This window comes from Rhodococcus sp. MS13 (assembly GCF_013277835.1).
Lineage (GTDB): Bacteria > Actinomycetota > Actinomycetes > Mycobacteriales > Mycobacteriaceae > Rhodococcus_F > Rhodococcus_F erythropolis.
This window is the reverse complement of record NZ_VBTL01000003.1, coordinates 23,444-39,216: the sequence shown is the minus strand read 5'-3', so window position 1 is coordinate 39,216 and position 15,773 is coordinate 23,444. Positions and strand designations below refer to the sequence as shown.

At 62.4% G+C, this 15,773-nt stretch carries 11 protein-coding genes and 1 pseudogene; 6 read left to right on the top strand and 6 right to left on the bottom strand.

Annotation, left to right across the window (positions count from 1 at the left end):
• The first annotated feature begins 32 nt into the window (after positions 1-32).
• Positions 33-593: a DUF732 domain-containing protein gene (locus tag FEZ59_RS05895; protein WP_172932407.1), complete on the top strand. Its 561-nt coding sequence runs from the start codon at positions 33-35 to the stop codon at positions 591-593.
• Here FEZ59_RS05895 and FEZ59_RS05890 read toward each other — a convergent pair whose 3' ends face one another.
• The 3 genes from FEZ59_RS05890 to gltB form a co-directional block, all read right to left on the bottom strand.
• Positions 594-1,490: a cutinase family protein gene (locus FEZ59_RS05890; RefSeq protein ID WP_172932406.1), complete on the bottom strand. Its 897-nt coding sequence runs from the start codon at positions 1,488-1,490 to the stop codon at positions 594-596.
• Between the two features lie 184 nt (positions 1,491-1,674).
• A complete protein-coding gene (locus FEZ59_RS05885) occupies positions 1,675-3,126 on the bottom strand; it encodes a glutamate synthase subunit beta (protein WP_020968013.1) in 1,452 nt (483 codons plus the stop codon).
• Positions 3,119-7,717, bottom strand: a complete 4,599-nt coding sequence (gene gltB, locus FEZ59_RS05880; RefSeq protein ID WP_020968012.1) for a glutamate synthase large subunit — start codon at positions 7,715-7,717, stop codon at positions 3,119-3,121. The genes FEZ59_RS05885 and gltB overlap by 8 nt, the downstream gene beginning before the upstream one ends.
• A 556-nt stretch (positions 7,718-8,273) precedes the next feature.
• Here gltB and FEZ59_RS05875 point away from each other — a divergent pair.
• Together FEZ59_RS05875 and FEZ59_RS29960 are read left to right on the top strand one after the other, a co-directional pair.
• Positions 8,274-9,713 carry an NAD(P)/FAD-dependent oxidoreductase gene (locus FEZ59_RS05875; RefSeq protein WP_172932405.1) on the top strand — a complete coding sequence of 480 codons (1,440 nt, stop codon included), beginning with the start codon at positions 8,274-8,276 and terminating at the stop codon, positions 9,711-9,713.
• Positions 9,714-9,840: 127 nt separating this feature from the next.
• Positions 9,841-10,140: a hypothetical protein gene (locus FEZ59_RS29960; protein WP_242459766.1), complete on the top strand. Its 300-nt coding sequence runs from the start codon at positions 9,841-9,843 to the stop codon at positions 10,138-10,140.
• Between the two features lie 14 nt (positions 10,141-10,154).
• Here FEZ59_RS29960 and FEZ59_RS30390 read toward each other — a convergent pair.
• Positions 10,155-10,342 (bottom strand): annotated as a pseudogene (locus FEZ59_RS30390) (hypothetical protein); the annotation flags it as partial.
• A gap of 522 nt (positions 10,343-10,864) precedes the next feature.
• Between FEZ59_RS30390 and FEZ59_RS05865 the strand changes: the two are divergent.
• Together FEZ59_RS05865 and FEZ59_RS05860 are read left to right on the top strand one after the other, a co-directional pair.
• Positions 10,865-11,398 carry a hypothetical protein gene (locus FEZ59_RS05865; RefSeq protein WP_134998639.1) on the top strand — a complete coding sequence of 178 codons (534 nt, stop codon included), beginning with the start codon at positions 10,865-10,867 and terminating at the stop codon, positions 11,396-11,398.
• Between the two features lie 138 nt (positions 11,399-11,536).
• Complete coding sequence (locus FEZ59_RS05860; RefSeq protein ID WP_172932404.1) at positions 11,537-11,737, top strand: hypothetical protein; 201 nt, start codon at positions 11,537-11,539, stop codon at positions 11,735-11,737.
• A 207-nt stretch (positions 11,738-11,944) separates the two neighbouring features.
• Here the strand turns inward: FEZ59_RS05860 and FEZ59_RS05855 are convergent, their stop codons facing one another.
• Positions 11,945-12,601: a Fic family protein gene (locus tag FEZ59_RS05855; protein ID WP_242459735.1), complete on the bottom strand. Its 657-nt coding sequence runs from the start codon at positions 12,599-12,601 to the stop codon at positions 11,945-11,947.
• Positions 12,598-12,813: an antitoxin VbhA family protein gene (locus tag FEZ59_RS05850; RefSeq protein ID WP_172932403.1), complete on the bottom strand. Its 216-nt coding sequence runs from the start codon at positions 12,811-12,813 to the stop codon at positions 12,598-12,600. Before FEZ59_RS05850 ends, FEZ59_RS05855 begins: the two co-directional genes overlap by 4 nt.
• Before the next feature lie 2,271 nt (positions 12,814-15,084).
• Here FEZ59_RS05850 and FEZ59_RS05845 point away from each other — a divergent pair.
• Positions 15,085-15,711 (top strand): hypothetical protein, encoded by a 627-nt coding sequence (locus tag FEZ59_RS05845; RefSeq protein WP_172932402.1) that lies wholly within the window; start codon positions 15,085-15,087, stop codon positions 15,709-15,711.
• The last annotated feature ends 62 nt before the right edge of the window (positions 15,712-15,773 follow it).

Genomic DNA, 15,773 nt, shown 5'->3' with positions numbered 1-15,773 from the left:
CTAAGCGGTACGGTGTGTAACACTCACGGGTGATGAACACGAACAGACTGGTCCTCTGCGTCGCGGCAGCGGGCCTACTCCTCAGCGGCTGCAGCAGCCAATCCGACAGCAACGCAGCGGAATCCACTTCTGCTGCCACCAGCACGTCGATCGCGGCAACGTCGAGTTCAGCTGCCCCCGAGTCACTGTCGGCGCTGGCGACCAGCCCACCCGCCGCAACTCCGGAAGCCGCGCCGAGCGTCGTCGAATCGACGCCCCCACCGGTAACGCTGCCGGTAGCGCCACAGGTAGCGCCACCGGCGAACGCACCGATCGACGCCCGGTCACCGGACGAGATCGTCGCGAACGCAGGCGAGAAGGGACAGCGGTACATCGCTGCACTACGCCTGGCCGGGATCCCGCCCGCCGGAATGGATTCCGCCGAGATCCTCTACGCCGACGGCACCTGCAAGGCTCTGGCCGACGGCATGCCGCGGTCCGAGGTGCTGGCGGAGTTCAACTCCGTCGGCGAGGTGTACTCACAGATCACGCCGATGTCTTCGCAGCGGATCGCCGAGATCTACGTCGACACCGCGGAGCAGACGTACTGCTGATCAGGCTTTGCCTGCCAACCAGTTGTGCAGCCAGGATGTGGCCGAATTGCCTGCGCCGTCAACGACGTAACGCGTGTAGTCGGTGTGAACCTGCGAGCCGTAGAAGGCGACCAGTTGATCGACACGCCGCGAGTTCGCGCCTGGATCGAGCTGAGCCATCAGTGCGGGGAGTCCGCCAGCGGTGACCAGATCGTTGACGATCACGGCGGCCTCGTCGCGCAGCGAGAGAGCGTTTGCCGGAGTGGGGTCGGAAACCTGAGCCATGAACCCGGCCAGACGCATCACGAAATCGTCCTTGGGCGTCGAGCAGTACAGATCACCGACGGCGCACAGCGTCACCGTTTTGCCTGACAGCCAACCGAATCCACCGATGCGAGCGCCGCTGGCTCCGTTGCCTCCGACAGCAGGTCCGATCAGGACGTCTGACTCGGAGCGGCGGGGATCGGACAGGAGGCCGACGCCCTCGACGCGAGTCGGGGGAACAACGCCGATGCCGGTTCCGATCTCGGCTGCGAGATCGCCTGCCGCGTCGGCGCCCTGGCTGTATCCGACGATCGCGAAGCGGGTGTCACCGCACGAGGCGGCCATCGCGGCGATCATGCCGCGGGCGTTGTCGACAGCCTGCTGCTTCGACTTGGCGTAGACGTTGGACTCCCACGGGAAGGCCGTTGCCGAGTACGTGACGTAATCCGTGCGCACGGAACCGGGAAGGCCGTTGGTGACCGGGGCAAGCATGCCGGCACCGGGAGAAGTACCCGAAGGCTCCCAGGTTCCAGGAATGGCCACGACGTACAGACCGGGGCAGGGATCAGCCGACGCCGCGGGAGAACTGACAACCGGTACCACTACTGCCGCAGCTAGTGCCGACAACACCGCAACGAGACGCCTCGCACGCATGAAACTCCCCTGATTTAACTTAAGCAACCCATACACCACTATCGATGCTCCGGAATCATACTGTCTGGGCGTTGTGTCTGTCCGATGCACGATTGATGAAGGTTTGTTACAGATCGTGCGAACTACTTGCAGAAACAAAGCCGCACCCCACCGAATGCGATGGGGTGCGGCTTTGTAAGAGCCTCTAGCGCTGCGGAGCCGCTGTCGGGTGGATCGGTGACGGAAGGGCGGTGACACCCTCGAGGTAGGTGTCCACAGCGGCTGCTGCGGAACGTCCCTCGGCGATGGCCCAGACGATCAGGGACTGACCGCGGCCCATGTCACCGGCCACGAACACGCCGTCGACGTTGGTGTTCCACTTCGACGTGCGGGCGACGTTGCCGCGCTCGTTCAAGTCGACACCGAGATCGGTGAGCAGACCCGGCTTCTCGGGGCCGACGAAGCCCATTGCCAGGAGCACGAGATCGGCTTCGAGCTCGAAGTCCGAGCCCTCGACCTTCTCGAAACGACCCGACTTCATCTCGACCTCGTGAGCCTTGAGTCCGGTGACCTTGCCGTTTTCACCGACGAAGTTCTCGGTGTTGACGGAGAACAGACGCTCGCCGCCTTCCTCGTGAGCCGAAGCCACGCGGAACATGAGCGGGTACGTCGGCCACGGAGTCTGCTCGGCGCGAGTCTCCGGCGGACGCGGCATGATCTCGAACTGGTGCACGCTGGCTGCGCCCTGACGGTGCGAGGTGCCGAGGCAGTCCGCGCCGGTATCGCCGCCGCCGATGATGACAACCTTCTTGCCCTCAGCGGTGATGGTGGGAGCGTCGAGGTCACCCAACTGCACACGGTTGGCGATCGGCAGGAACTCCATCGCCTGGTGGATGCCGTCCAGTTCGCGGCCCGGGATCGGCAGATCGCGAGCTGCGGTGGCGCCGCCGGCCAGAACCACTGCGTCGAACTGCTCGCGCAGCTCGTCCGCGGTGATGTCCACGCCGACATTGACGTTGGTCTTGAAGACGGTGCCTTCGGCTTCCATCTGCTCGAGACGGCGGTCGATGTGCCGCTTCTCCATCTTGAACTCGGGGATGCCGTAGCGCAGCAGGCCGCCGATGCGGTCTGCCCGCTCGAAGACCGTCACTGCGTGACCGGCGCGGGTCAGCTGCTGCGCTGCAGCCAGACCGGCCGGACCACTGCCGACAACTGCGACCCTCTTGTTGGTGGCGTGCGCGGCGCGAACCGGCTTTACCCACCCTTCGTCGAAGGCCTTGTCGATAATCTCGACCTCGACCTGCTTGATGGTGACCGGATCCTGGTTGATGCCAAGGACACAGGACGCCTCACAGGGCGCGGGGCACAGACGACCGGTGAACTCCGGGAAGTTGTTGGTCGCATGCAGACGCTCGATGGCGTCGTGCCAGTGGTCCTTGAAGACCAGGTCGTTCCACTCGGGAATCAAGTTTCCGAGAGGGCAACCGTTGTGGCAGAAAGGAATTCCGCAGTCCATGCAACGGCTGGCCTGGGTCTGGAGGGTTTCCTTCGGGAACTCCTCGTAGACCTCTTTCCAGTCGAGCAGGCGCAACGGCACCGGCCGGCGAACCGGAAGTTCGCGCGACGTGTGCTTCAGGAAGCCGCTTGGATCACCCACGAGCTGCCTCCATAACTGCCTCGTCCACGTTCTTGCCATCCTTCTCTGCGGCCGCGATGGCCAAAAGAACCTTCTTGTAGTCGCGGGGCATCACCTTTGCGAAGTGACCCACCTGCTGCGACCAGTCGCCGAGGATGCGCGTGGCAACCTCGGAGCCGGTTTCGTCGCGATGACGTTCGATGACGCTCTTCAACCAGGTGAAGTCGTCGCCCGAAAGATCCTCGAGGTCCACCAGTTCGGTGTTGAGGTTCTTCTCGAATGCCTTGTCGGGGTTGTAGATGTACGCGACGCCACCGGACATGCCGGCGCCGAAGTTACGTCCGGTGGCTCCGAGGATGACCACCTTTCCACCCGTCATGTACTCGCAACCATGATCGCCCACACCCTCGACGACGGCAGTGGCGCCGGAGTTACGGACTGCGAAGCGTTCGCCGACGACACCGCGAAGCAGAGCCTCGCCGCTGGTGGCGCCGAACAGGATGACGTTGCCACCGATGATGTTGTCCTCGGCGACAAAGCCTTCCGCTGCATCGAGCGGCGGGCGTACGACGATGCGTCCACCCGAGAGGCCCTTGCCGACGAAGTCGTTGGCGTCGCCGTGCAGGCGCAGGGTCATACCGCTGGGCACGAAAGCACCGAAGCTGTTACCGGCGGAACCGGTGAACGTGATGTCGATGGTGCCCTCGGGCAAGCCCTCTCCACCGAACGCCTTGGTGACCTCGTGGCCGAGCATGGTGCCGACCGTGCGGTTGACGTTGGTGATCGCGGACTCGAACGAGACCGCCTCACCCTTGTCGAGTGCGTTGCGGGCCGAGACGATCAACTGCTGATCGAGCGCCTTGTCGAGACCGTGATCCTGCGTTCCGGTGCAGTGGACGTCCTGGTCCATGAACGCGGACTCGACCTGGGTCAGGATCGGCGACAGATCGAGATTGCCTGCCTTGCTTCCCTTCCAGTGATCGAGAGCGCGCGTGGTGTCCAGCATGTCGACCTGGCCGACTGCTTCGAGCAGCGTGCGGAAACCGAGTTCGGCGAGAAGCTCGCGAACCTCCTCGGCGATGAACATGAAGAAGTTCTCGACGAATTCCGGCTTGCCACTGAAACGCTGACGCAGCAACGGGTTCTGTGTCGCGACACCGACGGGGCAGGTGTCGAGGTGGCAGACGCGCATCATGATGCAGCCCGAGACAACCAGCGGTGCGGTGGCGAAACCGAACTCCTCGCCGCCGAGCAGGGCAGCAACGACGACGTCGCGACCCGTCTTGAGCTGGCCGTCGACCTGCACGACGATGCGGTCACGAAGACCGTTGAGCAGCAACGTCTGCTGGGTCTCGGCGAGGCCGAGCTCCCACGGTGCGCCCGCGTGCTTGACGGAGGTCAGCGGGGTGGCACCGGTGCCACCGTCGTGACCGGAGATCAGAACGACGTCGGCATGTGCCTTGGAGACACCGGCCGCGACGGTTCCGACGCCGACCTCGGAGACCAGCTTCACGTGGATGCGGGCCTGCGGGTTGGCGTTCTTCAGGTCGTGGATCAGCTGCGCGAGATCCTCGATCGAGTAGATGTCGTGGTGCGGCGGCGGCGAAATCAGCCCGACGCCAGGCGTGGAGTGCCGAACCTCGGCCACCCACGGGTACACCTTGTGAGCCGGAAGCTGGCCGCCCTCACCGGGCTTGGCTCCCTGCGCCATCTTGATCTGGATGTCGGTGCAGTTGCTCAGGTAGTGCGAGGTGACACCGAAGCGTCCCGACGCGACCTGCTTGATGGCACTGCGTCGCAGATCGCCGTTCTCGTCCGGCGTGAAGCGCGACGGATGTTCGCCGCCCTCACCGGAATTGGAGCGGGCGCCCAGACGGTTCATCGCGATGGCGAGAGTCTCGTGAGCCTCGGCGGAGATGGAGCCGTAGCTCATCGCACCCGTCGAGAAACGCTTGACGATCTCGCTGGCCGGCTCGACCTCGTCGATCGAGATCGACGGCCGCTTGCCGATGTTGAAGTCGAACAGACCACGCAGAGCGGCAAGGCGCTCCGACTGGTCGTTGACCATAGTCGTGTACTCCTTGAACACCTCGTACTGACCTGTGCGAGTTGCGTGCTGGAGCTTGAAGACCGTGTCCGGGTTGAACAGGTGGTACTCGCCTTCACGACGCCACTGGTACTCGCCGCCGACCTCGAGCTCGCGGTGAGCGCGCTCTTCGGGGCGATCGAGGTACGCGATGCGGTGACGTGCTTCGACGTCGGCTGCGATCTGGTCGAGGCCGATGCCACCGAGCTGCGACTGCAGACCGGTGAAGTACTCGTCCGTCAGCTCCTGCGAGAGGCCGATGACCTGGAACAGCTGAGCACCGGTGTACGACGCGAGCGTCGAGATGCCCATCTTGGACATCACCTTCAGGACACCCTTGCCGGCTGCCTTGATGTAGTTCGCGATGCCCTTCTCGAGAGTCAGGCCCTCGAGTTCCTTGTTCTGCAGGAACTCGTCGATGGTCTCGAAAGCCATGTACGGATTGACCGCTGCGGCACCGAAGCCGATGAGGAGCGCCATGTGGTGCACCTCGCGGGCGTCGCCGGCCTCGACGATGAGGCCGACCTTGGTGCGCGACTTCTCACGAACCAGGTGGTGGTGCACGGCCGAGGTGAGGAGCAGCGACGGGATCGGCGCGTAGTCCTCGGTGGACTCGCGGTCCGAGAGCACGACGATGCGTGCGCCACCCTCGATTGCCTGCGAGACCTGGTACTTGATGCCCTCGAGCGCACGACGGATACCGTCGCCGCCTTCCTTGACGGGGTACAGGCCGCGGATCACGACACTGCGGAAGCCCGGGAATTCGCCGTCGTCGTTGACGTGAACGAGCTTCGACAGATCGTCGTTGTGCAGGATCGGCTGCGGGAGCGCAATCTGCTTGCAGGAGTCCGCATTCGGGTGCAGCAGGTCGCCCTCGGGGCCGATGGTCGCGCCGAGGCTGGTGACAACCTCTTCACGAATCGCGTCGAGAGGCGGGTTGGTGACCTGAGCGAAGAGCTGCGAGAAGTAGTCGAACAGCATCCGGGGACGTGACGAGAGCACGGCGATCGGAGTGTCGGTACCCATCGAGCCCAGTGCCTCGGCACCGGAGAGTGCCATCGGCTTGACCAGCAGGTTGACCTCTTCGCTGGTGAAACCGAAGAGCTGCTGACGCAGAACGACGCGCTCGTGCGACATGTACGTGTACGGGCGGTCCGGCAGGTCGTCCATGTGGATCAGACCTTCGTCGATCCACTGCTGGTACGGGTGCTCGGCAGCGAGTTCGGACTTGAGTTCGTCGTCGCTGATGACCCGGCCCTGCGCGGTGTCCACGAGGAACATGCGGCCGGGCTGGAGGCGGACCTTGCGGACCACGGTGGACGGATCGATCGGCAGAACGCCGACCTCCGACGCCATGACGACGAGGCCGTCTTCGGTGATCCACAGACGCGACGGACGCAGACCGTTGCGGTCCAGCACGGCGCCGATGACGGTGCCGTCGGTGAAGCACACCGACGCCGGTCCGTCCCAGGGCTCCATGAGAGCCGAGTGGTACTCGTAGAACGCCCGACGAGCGGGGTCCATGCTCTCGTGCTTCTCCCAGGCTTCCGGGATCATCATGAGAACTGCGTGCGGCAGGCTGCGGCCGGCGAGGTGCAGCATCTCGAGCACCTCGTCGAAACGAGCGGTGTCACTGGCGCCCTGGGTGCAGATCGGGAAGATCTTGTCCAGGTTCTCGCGGCCACCGAAGACGTCGCTGTCGATCAGGGACTCGCGAGCGCGCATCCAGTTCTCGTTGCCGGTGACGGTGTTGATCTCACCGTTGTGAGCGACCCGGCGGAACGGGTGCGCCAGCGGCCACGACGGGAACGTGTTGGTGGAGAAGCGCGAGTGGACCAGGCCCAGTGCGCTCTCGACACGATCGTCCTGCAGGTCGAGGTAGAAACCCTTGAGCTGCGGGGTGGTGAGCATGCCCTTGTAGACGAACGTCTGGCCGGACAGGCTGGGGAAGTACACGGTCTCGCTACCCGGGCCACCCTTGCCGGCGCCTTCGGAGCCGAGTTCGTGCTCGGTGCGCTTACGCACCACGTATGCACGACGCTCGAGATCCATGCCGGTGTACTTGTCACCCTCGGAGCCGATGAAGATCTGACGGAACGTCGGCATCGCGTCGCGCGCCAATGCGCCAAGCGAGGAGTCGTCGGTTCCGACCTCGCGCCAGCCGAGAACCTTGAGGCCCTCTTCGACGACGATCTTCTCGACTGCAGCAGCAGCCTCGTGTGCATCGGCATCGCCCTGCGGGAGGAATGCGATACCGGTTGCGTACGCGCCTTCGGCGGGCAGCGCGAAGTCCACGACAGCTCGGAAGAACTTGTCGGGAACCTGCAGCAGAATGCCCGCACCGTCACCCGTGTTGGGTTCTGATCCGGCAGCGCCGCGATGCTCGAGGTTGACCAGAGCGGTGATCGCCTTTTCGACGATGTCCCTGCTGCGGCGACCATGCATGTCGACAACAAATGCGACTCCACAGGAGTCGTGCTCATTGGACGGGTGATAGAGGCCCTGGGGGCCTGGAAGTTGCTTCATACCCAGCCTTCGTATGCCATAAAGATGCACCGACGACCAGCAGCGCTGATGGCCATCAACTTGCAATGCAAGTCCTTCAAAGCACCGACACGACGATGTGTTCGGTACCACCGAAGTAGCCGCCCTGCGCAGACGCGATGGTGTGCGTTCTGGCACCCGGCGACGTGAGTCTTCGGTCGGTTGAAACTTTTGTGAGTCAACCGTGTAACGAAAACGATAATTCAGAACCCCGGCACGGGCGCAACTAAGGTAGCCCTATAATTGCTCTGAACTGCGGCGATGCAGGGAGCCAGAAGGCCCCTCGACAGATTTCGGAGCTGCGTCTGTGCAGAGAAGTTCCGATTCACAGGATACCGAATCCGCAGGAAACAGGCGCGATGGGCGATGAATGCAACAACTGGCCGCAGCGATAAGAATCAGCTGCGGCCAGTGCGCCTCGAACTGTAACAAAAGTTGATCGATCAACCAAGGTCTAGGCCTGAATTGTTTGCTCGCAGAATGCCATCGCTGTAATTTCCGTAGGCTCACCCTTGAGAAGACGGGTGGCGAAGCGCAAATGACAACAGCAGTAGTGGTGGGCAGTGGCCCCAACGGTCTCGCGGCGGCGATCGAACTCGCCCGCGCCGGAATCGACGTCCATGTCATCGAGGGTGCGGACAAGATCGGCGGTGGCACCCGCAGTAGCGAATACATAGTCGACGGACTCGTCCACGACGATTGCTCCGCCTTCCATCCCACCGCTTTGGCTTCTCCCTACTTCAAGGAACTCGACCGCGAATTCGGGCTCGCCAAGCATGGCCTGACGTGGCTGTGGCCCGAGATCGATCTGGTCCATCCACTCGACGACGGCACCGCCGGGGTTCTGTGGCGCGATATCAACCGGACCGCTGAGGGACTGGGTGCCGACGGTAAGCGCTGGCTCGACGTCTTCGGATACCTTGCCGAGAACTTCGACGAGTTGGTGCAGGACGTCTTCCAGCCGATCGTGCACGTTCCGAAGCACCCGCTGATGCTCGCCCGTTTCGGGACGGGCGCTCTGCTTCCCGCGACGGGTTTCGCTCGGATGTTCAAGACCCCACAGGCGCGGGCGCTGTTCGGTGGCGTCGCGGCGCACATGTTCGGGACGCTCACCCTTCCTCTCTCCAGTGCTGTCGGCTCGATGCTCACTGCGGCCGCTCATGCTCACGGTTGGCCTGTGGCGCAAGGGGGTTCAGGATCAATTGCGGAGGCGCTCGCCTCGATCCTGCGCAGCCTCGGTGGCACCATCGAAACCGGGAACTGGGTGACCAACTACTCCCAGATCGCCGGTTACGACATCGTCATGCTCGACATCGCCCCCGATGCGGCCGGGCGCCTGCTCGACGGCCGGCAGCCCGACCGCATCGCCCGGGCCTACCGCAAATTCCGCTACGGCACCGCCGCCTACAAGGTCGACTACGCCGTGCGTGGTGACTCCGACGGAAGCGTCGTGCCGTGGACGAATCCGCAGGCCCGCAAGGCCGGCACCCTGCACCTGTCCGGGACGATTTCGCAAACTGCTGCTGTCGAACGCCAGACCGTACGGGGTCAGATGCCGGACAAGCCCTTCATTCTGTTGGGCCAGCAGTTCTTGGCCGCCCCCTCCCGATCTGTGGGAGACATCCACCCAGTGTGGGCGTATGCGCATGTGCCGCATGGCTATCCGGATGACGCCACCGATGCGATCACGCGTCAGATCGAGCGCTTTGCGCCGGGGTTCCGGGACCGGGTCGTGGGCGTCCACGTGCGCAATGTGCCGCAGATGCAGGCCTACAACCCCAACTATGTGGGCGGCGACATCTCCGCGGGTGCGAACACGGCGCGGCAGATCATCGCGCGCCCCCGATTCGGACTGGACCCCTATGCCACCGGGGCCCCGGGCGTGTACCTCTGCTCGTCCGCAACTCCCCCGGGCGGCGGGGTCCACGGGATGGGTGGGTTCAATGCTGCGCGGGCGGCGCTGAAGTCTCGGGGTTGAGGCGTCCCCGATGGGGACGACATTTCAGACAAACGCCTTCGGAGGAGCCCGTGACCCAGCCGGCGAACACGGACGAAACGCAAATGCCCGGCCCAGTGGCCAAAGCGAACCCGCGACAGAGCAACTAATGCATGAGACGCAGAACATGCATTGCTGGTCAGGCACCTCGCCGGTGGTGTCGAACCACCCCCGCTCCGACCGCGAGGGATTCCGCGGCAAGGGTGCGGATGCTGCGGATTCCCATGCTGTCGAGCTCGCGCTGAGCTGCCTCGATCTGATCGAGTCCGGCGGCTGCCACCGGACCGGTGCCGACGACAACCCAGATAACGGACGTGACGGCGGCTTGCTCGAGTGCGGTGCTGTAGTCGGCTGCCGCATCGGCACCGATGACATCGGTGCGCGCGACAAACGCGAGGGTGGCCGGTGAGAGCGATCATCACGACGGAATTGGCGGGGACGAATCCGAGCAATGCCGGGATTGCGGCCAAGACGTCGGTGGCGGTCCTCAAACGGATGTTCTGTATGTCGTTCCCCTTTGCTGTGAAAGTGACCGGGCCTCGTGCCCCGCCAATTTTTTTCGCCTTCTGGCAAAGGAGAATCGCGTCGGCATGAGGGGGCCGGAGTGCCACCCCTGGGCCGAGAAAATTTTGACGGGAGGTTGCGAGTGGCGAAAATTTCTCGGAGCCATCGGCCGGCGCTTGCGCCGCGAGGGGTTGCGCGCAGGTCACCGCCGACGAGAATCGGAAGGCCAAAAAGGAGAAACAAATCAACGCTTTTCGCTGGTGCGGAGCGCAGCGGAGCTCATTTCGGGGGACACCGGTAGGTGGCCGGCCGCCGGGCAGGCGCCAACACACTGCCGGCAACGGACGCAGCGTTTGCACCTCCCGCTCGGGTGGCTGGCGGGGTGATTGTGCGGGAGCGACGGAGGCCGGCCACGCTTGGTGCCGCGGCAGCTCTGATCAACCTTGGATTGAGATTTCTCGCCACAGTATTGAAGTTCATTCGATGATGAGTCTTCGCCTTTAACTTATCCGATTACATTCTTCTTTTACTTATCTAGACACATTCCCTACGGCAAGAAGTTGAATAGCTTTTAACGCGCGTTCTCATTTGCCCTACCGTCACGGGGATGCTCGACACGTAGTAGTCTAATGACATCAACCGAAGCGGTGACCAGCTTGTTCGGTACCCATACGAGGGCTACCGGAATTGGCTTGGCACTGTTATGGTTGGTTTCCGTTCACGAGCCTCGTGATCGGTTTCATCACCAGATTGATTGGAAGGAACGCCACACATGTGTGCTTTTTCTGTCGATAGACAATTCAACTGGATCAATAGAAAGCGGGAAAGATATGAAAGACGATTATAGAAAAGATATTAGTCAGGGCCCGACCGGTCGATGGGGTTGGACACGTTGGTGGTCCAAGGTCGAGCGGTCCAAGGTGGTTCCTGGCGGCGAGAAGACAATTTTGATGATTGACCTGCTGATACAGGGTCTCTGGTTGTGGCTCCGGCCGGCAGTGGAAGCGTTGGTATCCGCAGGTCCAGATTCGGTCGTGATCGTCGCGCTTGCGCTGGTAGGTGCAGGATTTTCGTTCTTCGCGGCGTGGGCTGTTTTCGCGTTGTTGATGCTTGTTCGGTGGTTGATTAGGAAGTACTGGCCGGCTCGGCAGCAACGCCTGTAGTGATTTAGTCGCAGTTTGATCGCAGGGTGAAGGGCACGTCGCCGCAGGGGTTAACCGGCGGCGGCGCGCTTCTCTCTGGTTTTCGGGTTACGTGCGAGTGTGTCTGACACGAGTCGGAATCTGTCCTACGGTGGGTTGATGAATCAGTCAACGCCGGTGACGCAGCCGTGTACCGAAGAGATTTCGCCGGGCGTTCTGTGCGGTGGGGTGTGGGTATCGACGGCAACTGTGGTCGGTAGTCCACAGGATTCGGGAAAGTGCGAGACGTGCGGGAGTACCCGGCGGACGCCGGATGTCCCGACAGTTTCGTATGTCGTCGATGCGGCTGATCTGACCTGACTCCGCGCAATCGCGAGGGTCAGTCTCTGCCGAGGTCGTGTTCGCGTTTCGGCAGGCTCGGCCGTGCTGGGGTGGGGTCTTCGGAGGCTGCAGTGCGGCTTCGGTTTGTTGTGGGTGGTGCGGGGAAGCTCATGCGGGCTCGGTTGGCGATGTCGCTGAGTTCGTTGGGGTTGTACGGTTCGCGGTTTCCGCTGCGGAGGTGCTCGATCATCGCTTTGTGGTGCTCGGCGACCTCGAGGTGAATGACGGTGCCTTGGGTGTTGGCGAGGGGGGTGGTTCGGTGTTGTTGCGGTGTACGCCGGGGGCGAGGACGTCGCGGAGTGGTGTGTGGGTTGCTTCCATTGCGACGTAGCGGGCTGCTTGTACTGCGGAGGCGTGGACTTTTTGCCAGTCGATGGTCCAGCCGGAGGATTTGAGGAGTTCGTCGAAGAAGACTCGTTGTGTGCGGGAGTTGCCGTCTCGGAACGGGTGCAGGACGGTGGTTTCGCCCCAGTGGTAGGCGAGTCGGTCGACGGCGCGGTCTTTCGGGAGTCCTTGGGGGAAGTTGTCTTTGGCGATTCCGCGGAAGATGAATGCGGCTTGGTTTTCGATGTGTTCGGGTCGGCAGTGTGGGAGGTTCATGCCGACGGCGCCGGTGTCGCGGGTGCGGAGGGTGCCTGCCCAGTCGTAGACGTCTTGGAGGATGAATTGGTGGATCTTTTTCAGGTGTTCGAAGTCGAAATTCCCTGCGATGGGCTGTAATTCGAGTTGCAGGATGCGCTGATACGCCGCTTCGGTTTCGTCCTCGAGGAGTGCTTGCGGGTCGGTGTGCCCGAGTTTGTTGATCAGGACCCCGGTTTCGGGGTCGACGTACGGGTCTTTCAACTGCGGGCAGCTCGGCGGCGGCGGTTTTCGGCGAGGACGAGTGCGACTGCTTCGTCGCCGGTGATTTCTCCGCGTAGTTGCCGGCGGCCGACTTCGATGCCGTATTCGCTGGGTTCCATGCCGGCCATGCGGTGTCCGGCGGTGGCGGCGGCGATGGCTCGGTCGATCTGGGCTTCGGTCATGTGCGAGTGCGCGTTGCGTGCGGTGGTCACCGGCGCTCCTTCGTCGACTCGGGCGAGGGTGGCGGTGCGCAGGGGAGCTGCGCACCATTGTCTATTCTACCTGATCACTGCCAGTTTCCTGGGGTCAACGGACCTGTGCGGAGGAGGAAAGGGGGTGTGGTTTGGGCGTTGGCAGTGCGTTTCTCTGTGGCGCGCCGAATTGGAAATTGGATGCCCAGGTTTGGCGGCACCCCATGCCAGCGGCGAGGTGCTCCCAGCTTGATCCATTGGTGGTGTAGTTACCAAGGCTCGTCGAGCGACGCTGGAATGAGGGTGCCGCCGGCATCTAGCTAACACGGAACCTTACTTCGGCCGCTGGACGAAAAACGCTGCCGTCCCGGCAGTAACTGCGGGCGGACTCACTGCGGCGGGTCGGTTGGGCCGTTTCTTGACGGCTGGGGCAGGCCCCGCTGCTCCGGTCAGACGATATACGTTTCGAACCCGCTCTCGGGAGAAATCTCGTTTGGAGAAACTCGATTCTGTGACAAGAGTCTTCCCGACCTTCAGTAGGCCATGATCGACAAGCTCCTTGGTTCCGCGAGCTCTGGTTGCGGGTGAAAGGCCAAAGCGCGCAGGGAATAACGCCGTTGACCACCAGACCGGCTTCCCGGGTCCTTCTTGGCTCGAAAGAACAGCCAACAGCACAGCTAGCGCAGGGGCCGACAGCGTCTGAATATGTCCTCGAGTCCACAATCTAGAAGGCACTTTGAAGTAGAGATGCCGGTCTCTCTGATCACCCGATCGAACGTAGGCGGTGGACGGGAGCTCGTAGGCAGCTCCGGTACCGCTTTCTTCAAGAAGCTCGATGGTCGAGGGCTGCCCTGGATGGGGGGTCAATTTGATGAGTCTTTCGCGCTCGAGGGTTTTCAGTGCATCCGAGATTCGTTTCGCGCCCCCCTTCTCTGGATCGTCAAGGCTCAGCAGCGTTGCCCACTTTCGAGATGAGATTTCGGTATCGAAGGGCGGCGACGAGCAACGCCAGATCAGAGCGAGGAAGAGTCGAATGGCGACGGCATTGCCGCGGCCCCTCGCCGCAACGAGACGTGACAGGGGTGTCTCACCGTTGTTTTCCGAATCTCGGACGAACGAATTCCGCACGGGTATGTCCACTCGCCGATTCGATGTTTTGAGAATCTCCTTTGCGAGTTTTATAGACTCTTTGGAGACACCAACTGGCTGTTCAGCGCCCATTTTCCTCGTGCCCTGGCTGCCGCTCCCTACAGTGGCCTCCCCGGTCATATTCATGTCCTCCATACTTCACTCACCTAGAGGTGACTGACTTATCAACTAACGTGTACCTAATAATCTACAAGTCGTGGTTCGTTTAATCAACTGCGAGGCGGTTGTCCACCGGTCCCTGCTTGCAGCCTTCCAGGTTTTCTGCGACTTCAGAAGATCAAACACGTTTGCCAATCCGCCGACCGGCAGGACACATTGCCAACTCGTACGTATCAGGATTACAACATTTCTGCAGCTCATACCCAATATTCGAGCCTCCAACCGTCGCAGGATCAATCGGCAGCGACACTCGATCATCGGACCGAAAGGGGTAACTCGGCCACTATCCGTCGTAGGTCGATCCACAGTTGCAAAGTTCAAATAGCCCCTGTACTGTTCTTCCCAGGCGCGAAAGCAAGTTATCCACTAGCCCGGAACCCGACTTCCAATCGGGGAGAAGGCGAGTGGCCAGGAACCCTCCCGGTTGCCAACCCTGAGGGGAATGCGGACGAACTTTCGCACCTACGTCCAAAGCATTAGATCCCCGGACCTGATGTGGAGGGAATGCGGACTCGGGCATCCAGTTCGTAGATCACATCCCCTCCGGACAAACCAGTAGGGCCTCGGCTGGACCCGAGGCCCTACTGGCGTTTGTCGTCATCATGCAGTGATGCAACTCGTTTTGGCAGCCCATCGGACGGCGTCGACGTGTGATCTGAAGGGCTGGGACCACGCTCGACCCATGCCCGACGTACGCGACTCTGACGAGCGCGACATGCTCCCAAGCCCTCATGACCCGCCTCATGCAAGAACACACCCTGCCTGGCCTGTCCCTATTTACGGAGAGGAGAACAGGTTGTTCCAGGTTTGGGACTACACCCCGTTTCGACGGACTCCGCTCTCCGCGCCAGGTGCTGCTCAGCCGCCCCGCGGACTGTTACCGACCCCCACCACAGGTCAGACCCCGGATCTTCAACTGGTTGTCGGCACTTGTCTCTACATTCAGACCCGGTAACAGCCCGGATCAAGCGTCAGGAACAAACGATGACGTTCGTCAACGATGCTCCACCGCCACTGCCCGGCATGCCCCACGGCACTCCCGCGCGACCGGCGTTCCAGATGACGTTGATCGGGCAGCCCCAACCGGTACGTATCCCCGAACGTCTGTGGCGTTCTTGGCTCGACGATCCTGCCGTCGTTTCTCGCTTCGAGTCCAAACGCTTTCGACGCCGCCAGGAGCAGTGTTGGCCATGGATCGGCGGCGTGTCATCGACCGGGCACGGTTCCTTCCGAGCGGCGAGCCTGCCCGGGCCGTCGCCGCGCGGGACCGTGCCGGCGCATTTGTTCGCCTACCAACGCGAATACGGTGTCATCTCGAGGTTGGGCTGGTCCAACACCGACGACGCGGTGCTGTGCCATCAATGCGACTTCGCCGGCTGCACCAACCCCGCACACATGCAGTTGGGAACCAATCGCAGCAACCGCAGCGAATACGAGCTCCGGCGACGCAACATCGCCAGCCCCCTCGCCGACGTCCGGGGACCTGCGGGTCGCACTCGCGCCATCGCCGCCGCGATCCGTATCGGGATCGAACAGAACGTAGGAGTCGACGTCATCGAAGAGCGCATCGCTGCGGCCGAGGCTGCAGGACGTCCGCTTTCCCTCTGGTAGCGGCCCAGCACTCAAATACAGCTGCAGATGCGTTTCATGAACATTTCGTTGTAGTGCAATCT

What these genes read in the sequence shown, in the direction of transcription:
- FEZ59_RS05895 (WP_172932407.1), top strand. Translation starts at nt 33, where the DNA reads ATGAACACGAACAGACTGGTCCTCTGCGTCGCGGCAGCGGGCCTACTC.
- FEZ59_RS05890 (WP_172932406.1), bottom strand. Translation starts at nt 1,490, where the DNA reads ATGCGTGCGAGGCGTCTCGTTGCGGTGTTGTCGGCACTAGCTGCGGCA.
- gltB (WP_020968012.1), bottom strand. Translation starts at nt 7,717, where the DNA reads ATGAAGCAACTTCCAGGCCCCCAGGGCCTCTATCACCCGTCCAATGAG.
- FEZ59_RS05875 (WP_172932405.1), top strand. Translation starts at nt 8,274, where the DNA reads ATGACAACAGCAGTAGTGGTGGGCAGTGGCCCCAACGGTCTCGCGGCG.
- FEZ59_RS29960 (WP_242459766.1), top strand. Translation starts at nt 9,841, where the DNA reads ATGCATGAGACGCAGAACATGCATTGCTGGTCAGGCACCTCGCCGGTG.
- FEZ59_RS05865 (WP_134998639.1), top strand. Translation starts at nt 10,865, where the DNA reads ATGACATCAACCGAAGCGGTGACCAGCTTGTTCGGTACCCATACGAGG.
- FEZ59_RS05860 (WP_172932404.1), top strand. Translation starts at nt 11,537, where the DNA reads ATGAATCAGTCAACGCCGGTGACGCAGCCGTGTACCGAAGAGATTTCG.
- FEZ59_RS05845 (WP_172932402.1), top strand. Translation starts at nt 15,085, where the DNA reads ATGACGTTCGTCAACGATGCTCCACCGCCACTGCCCGGCATGCCCCAC.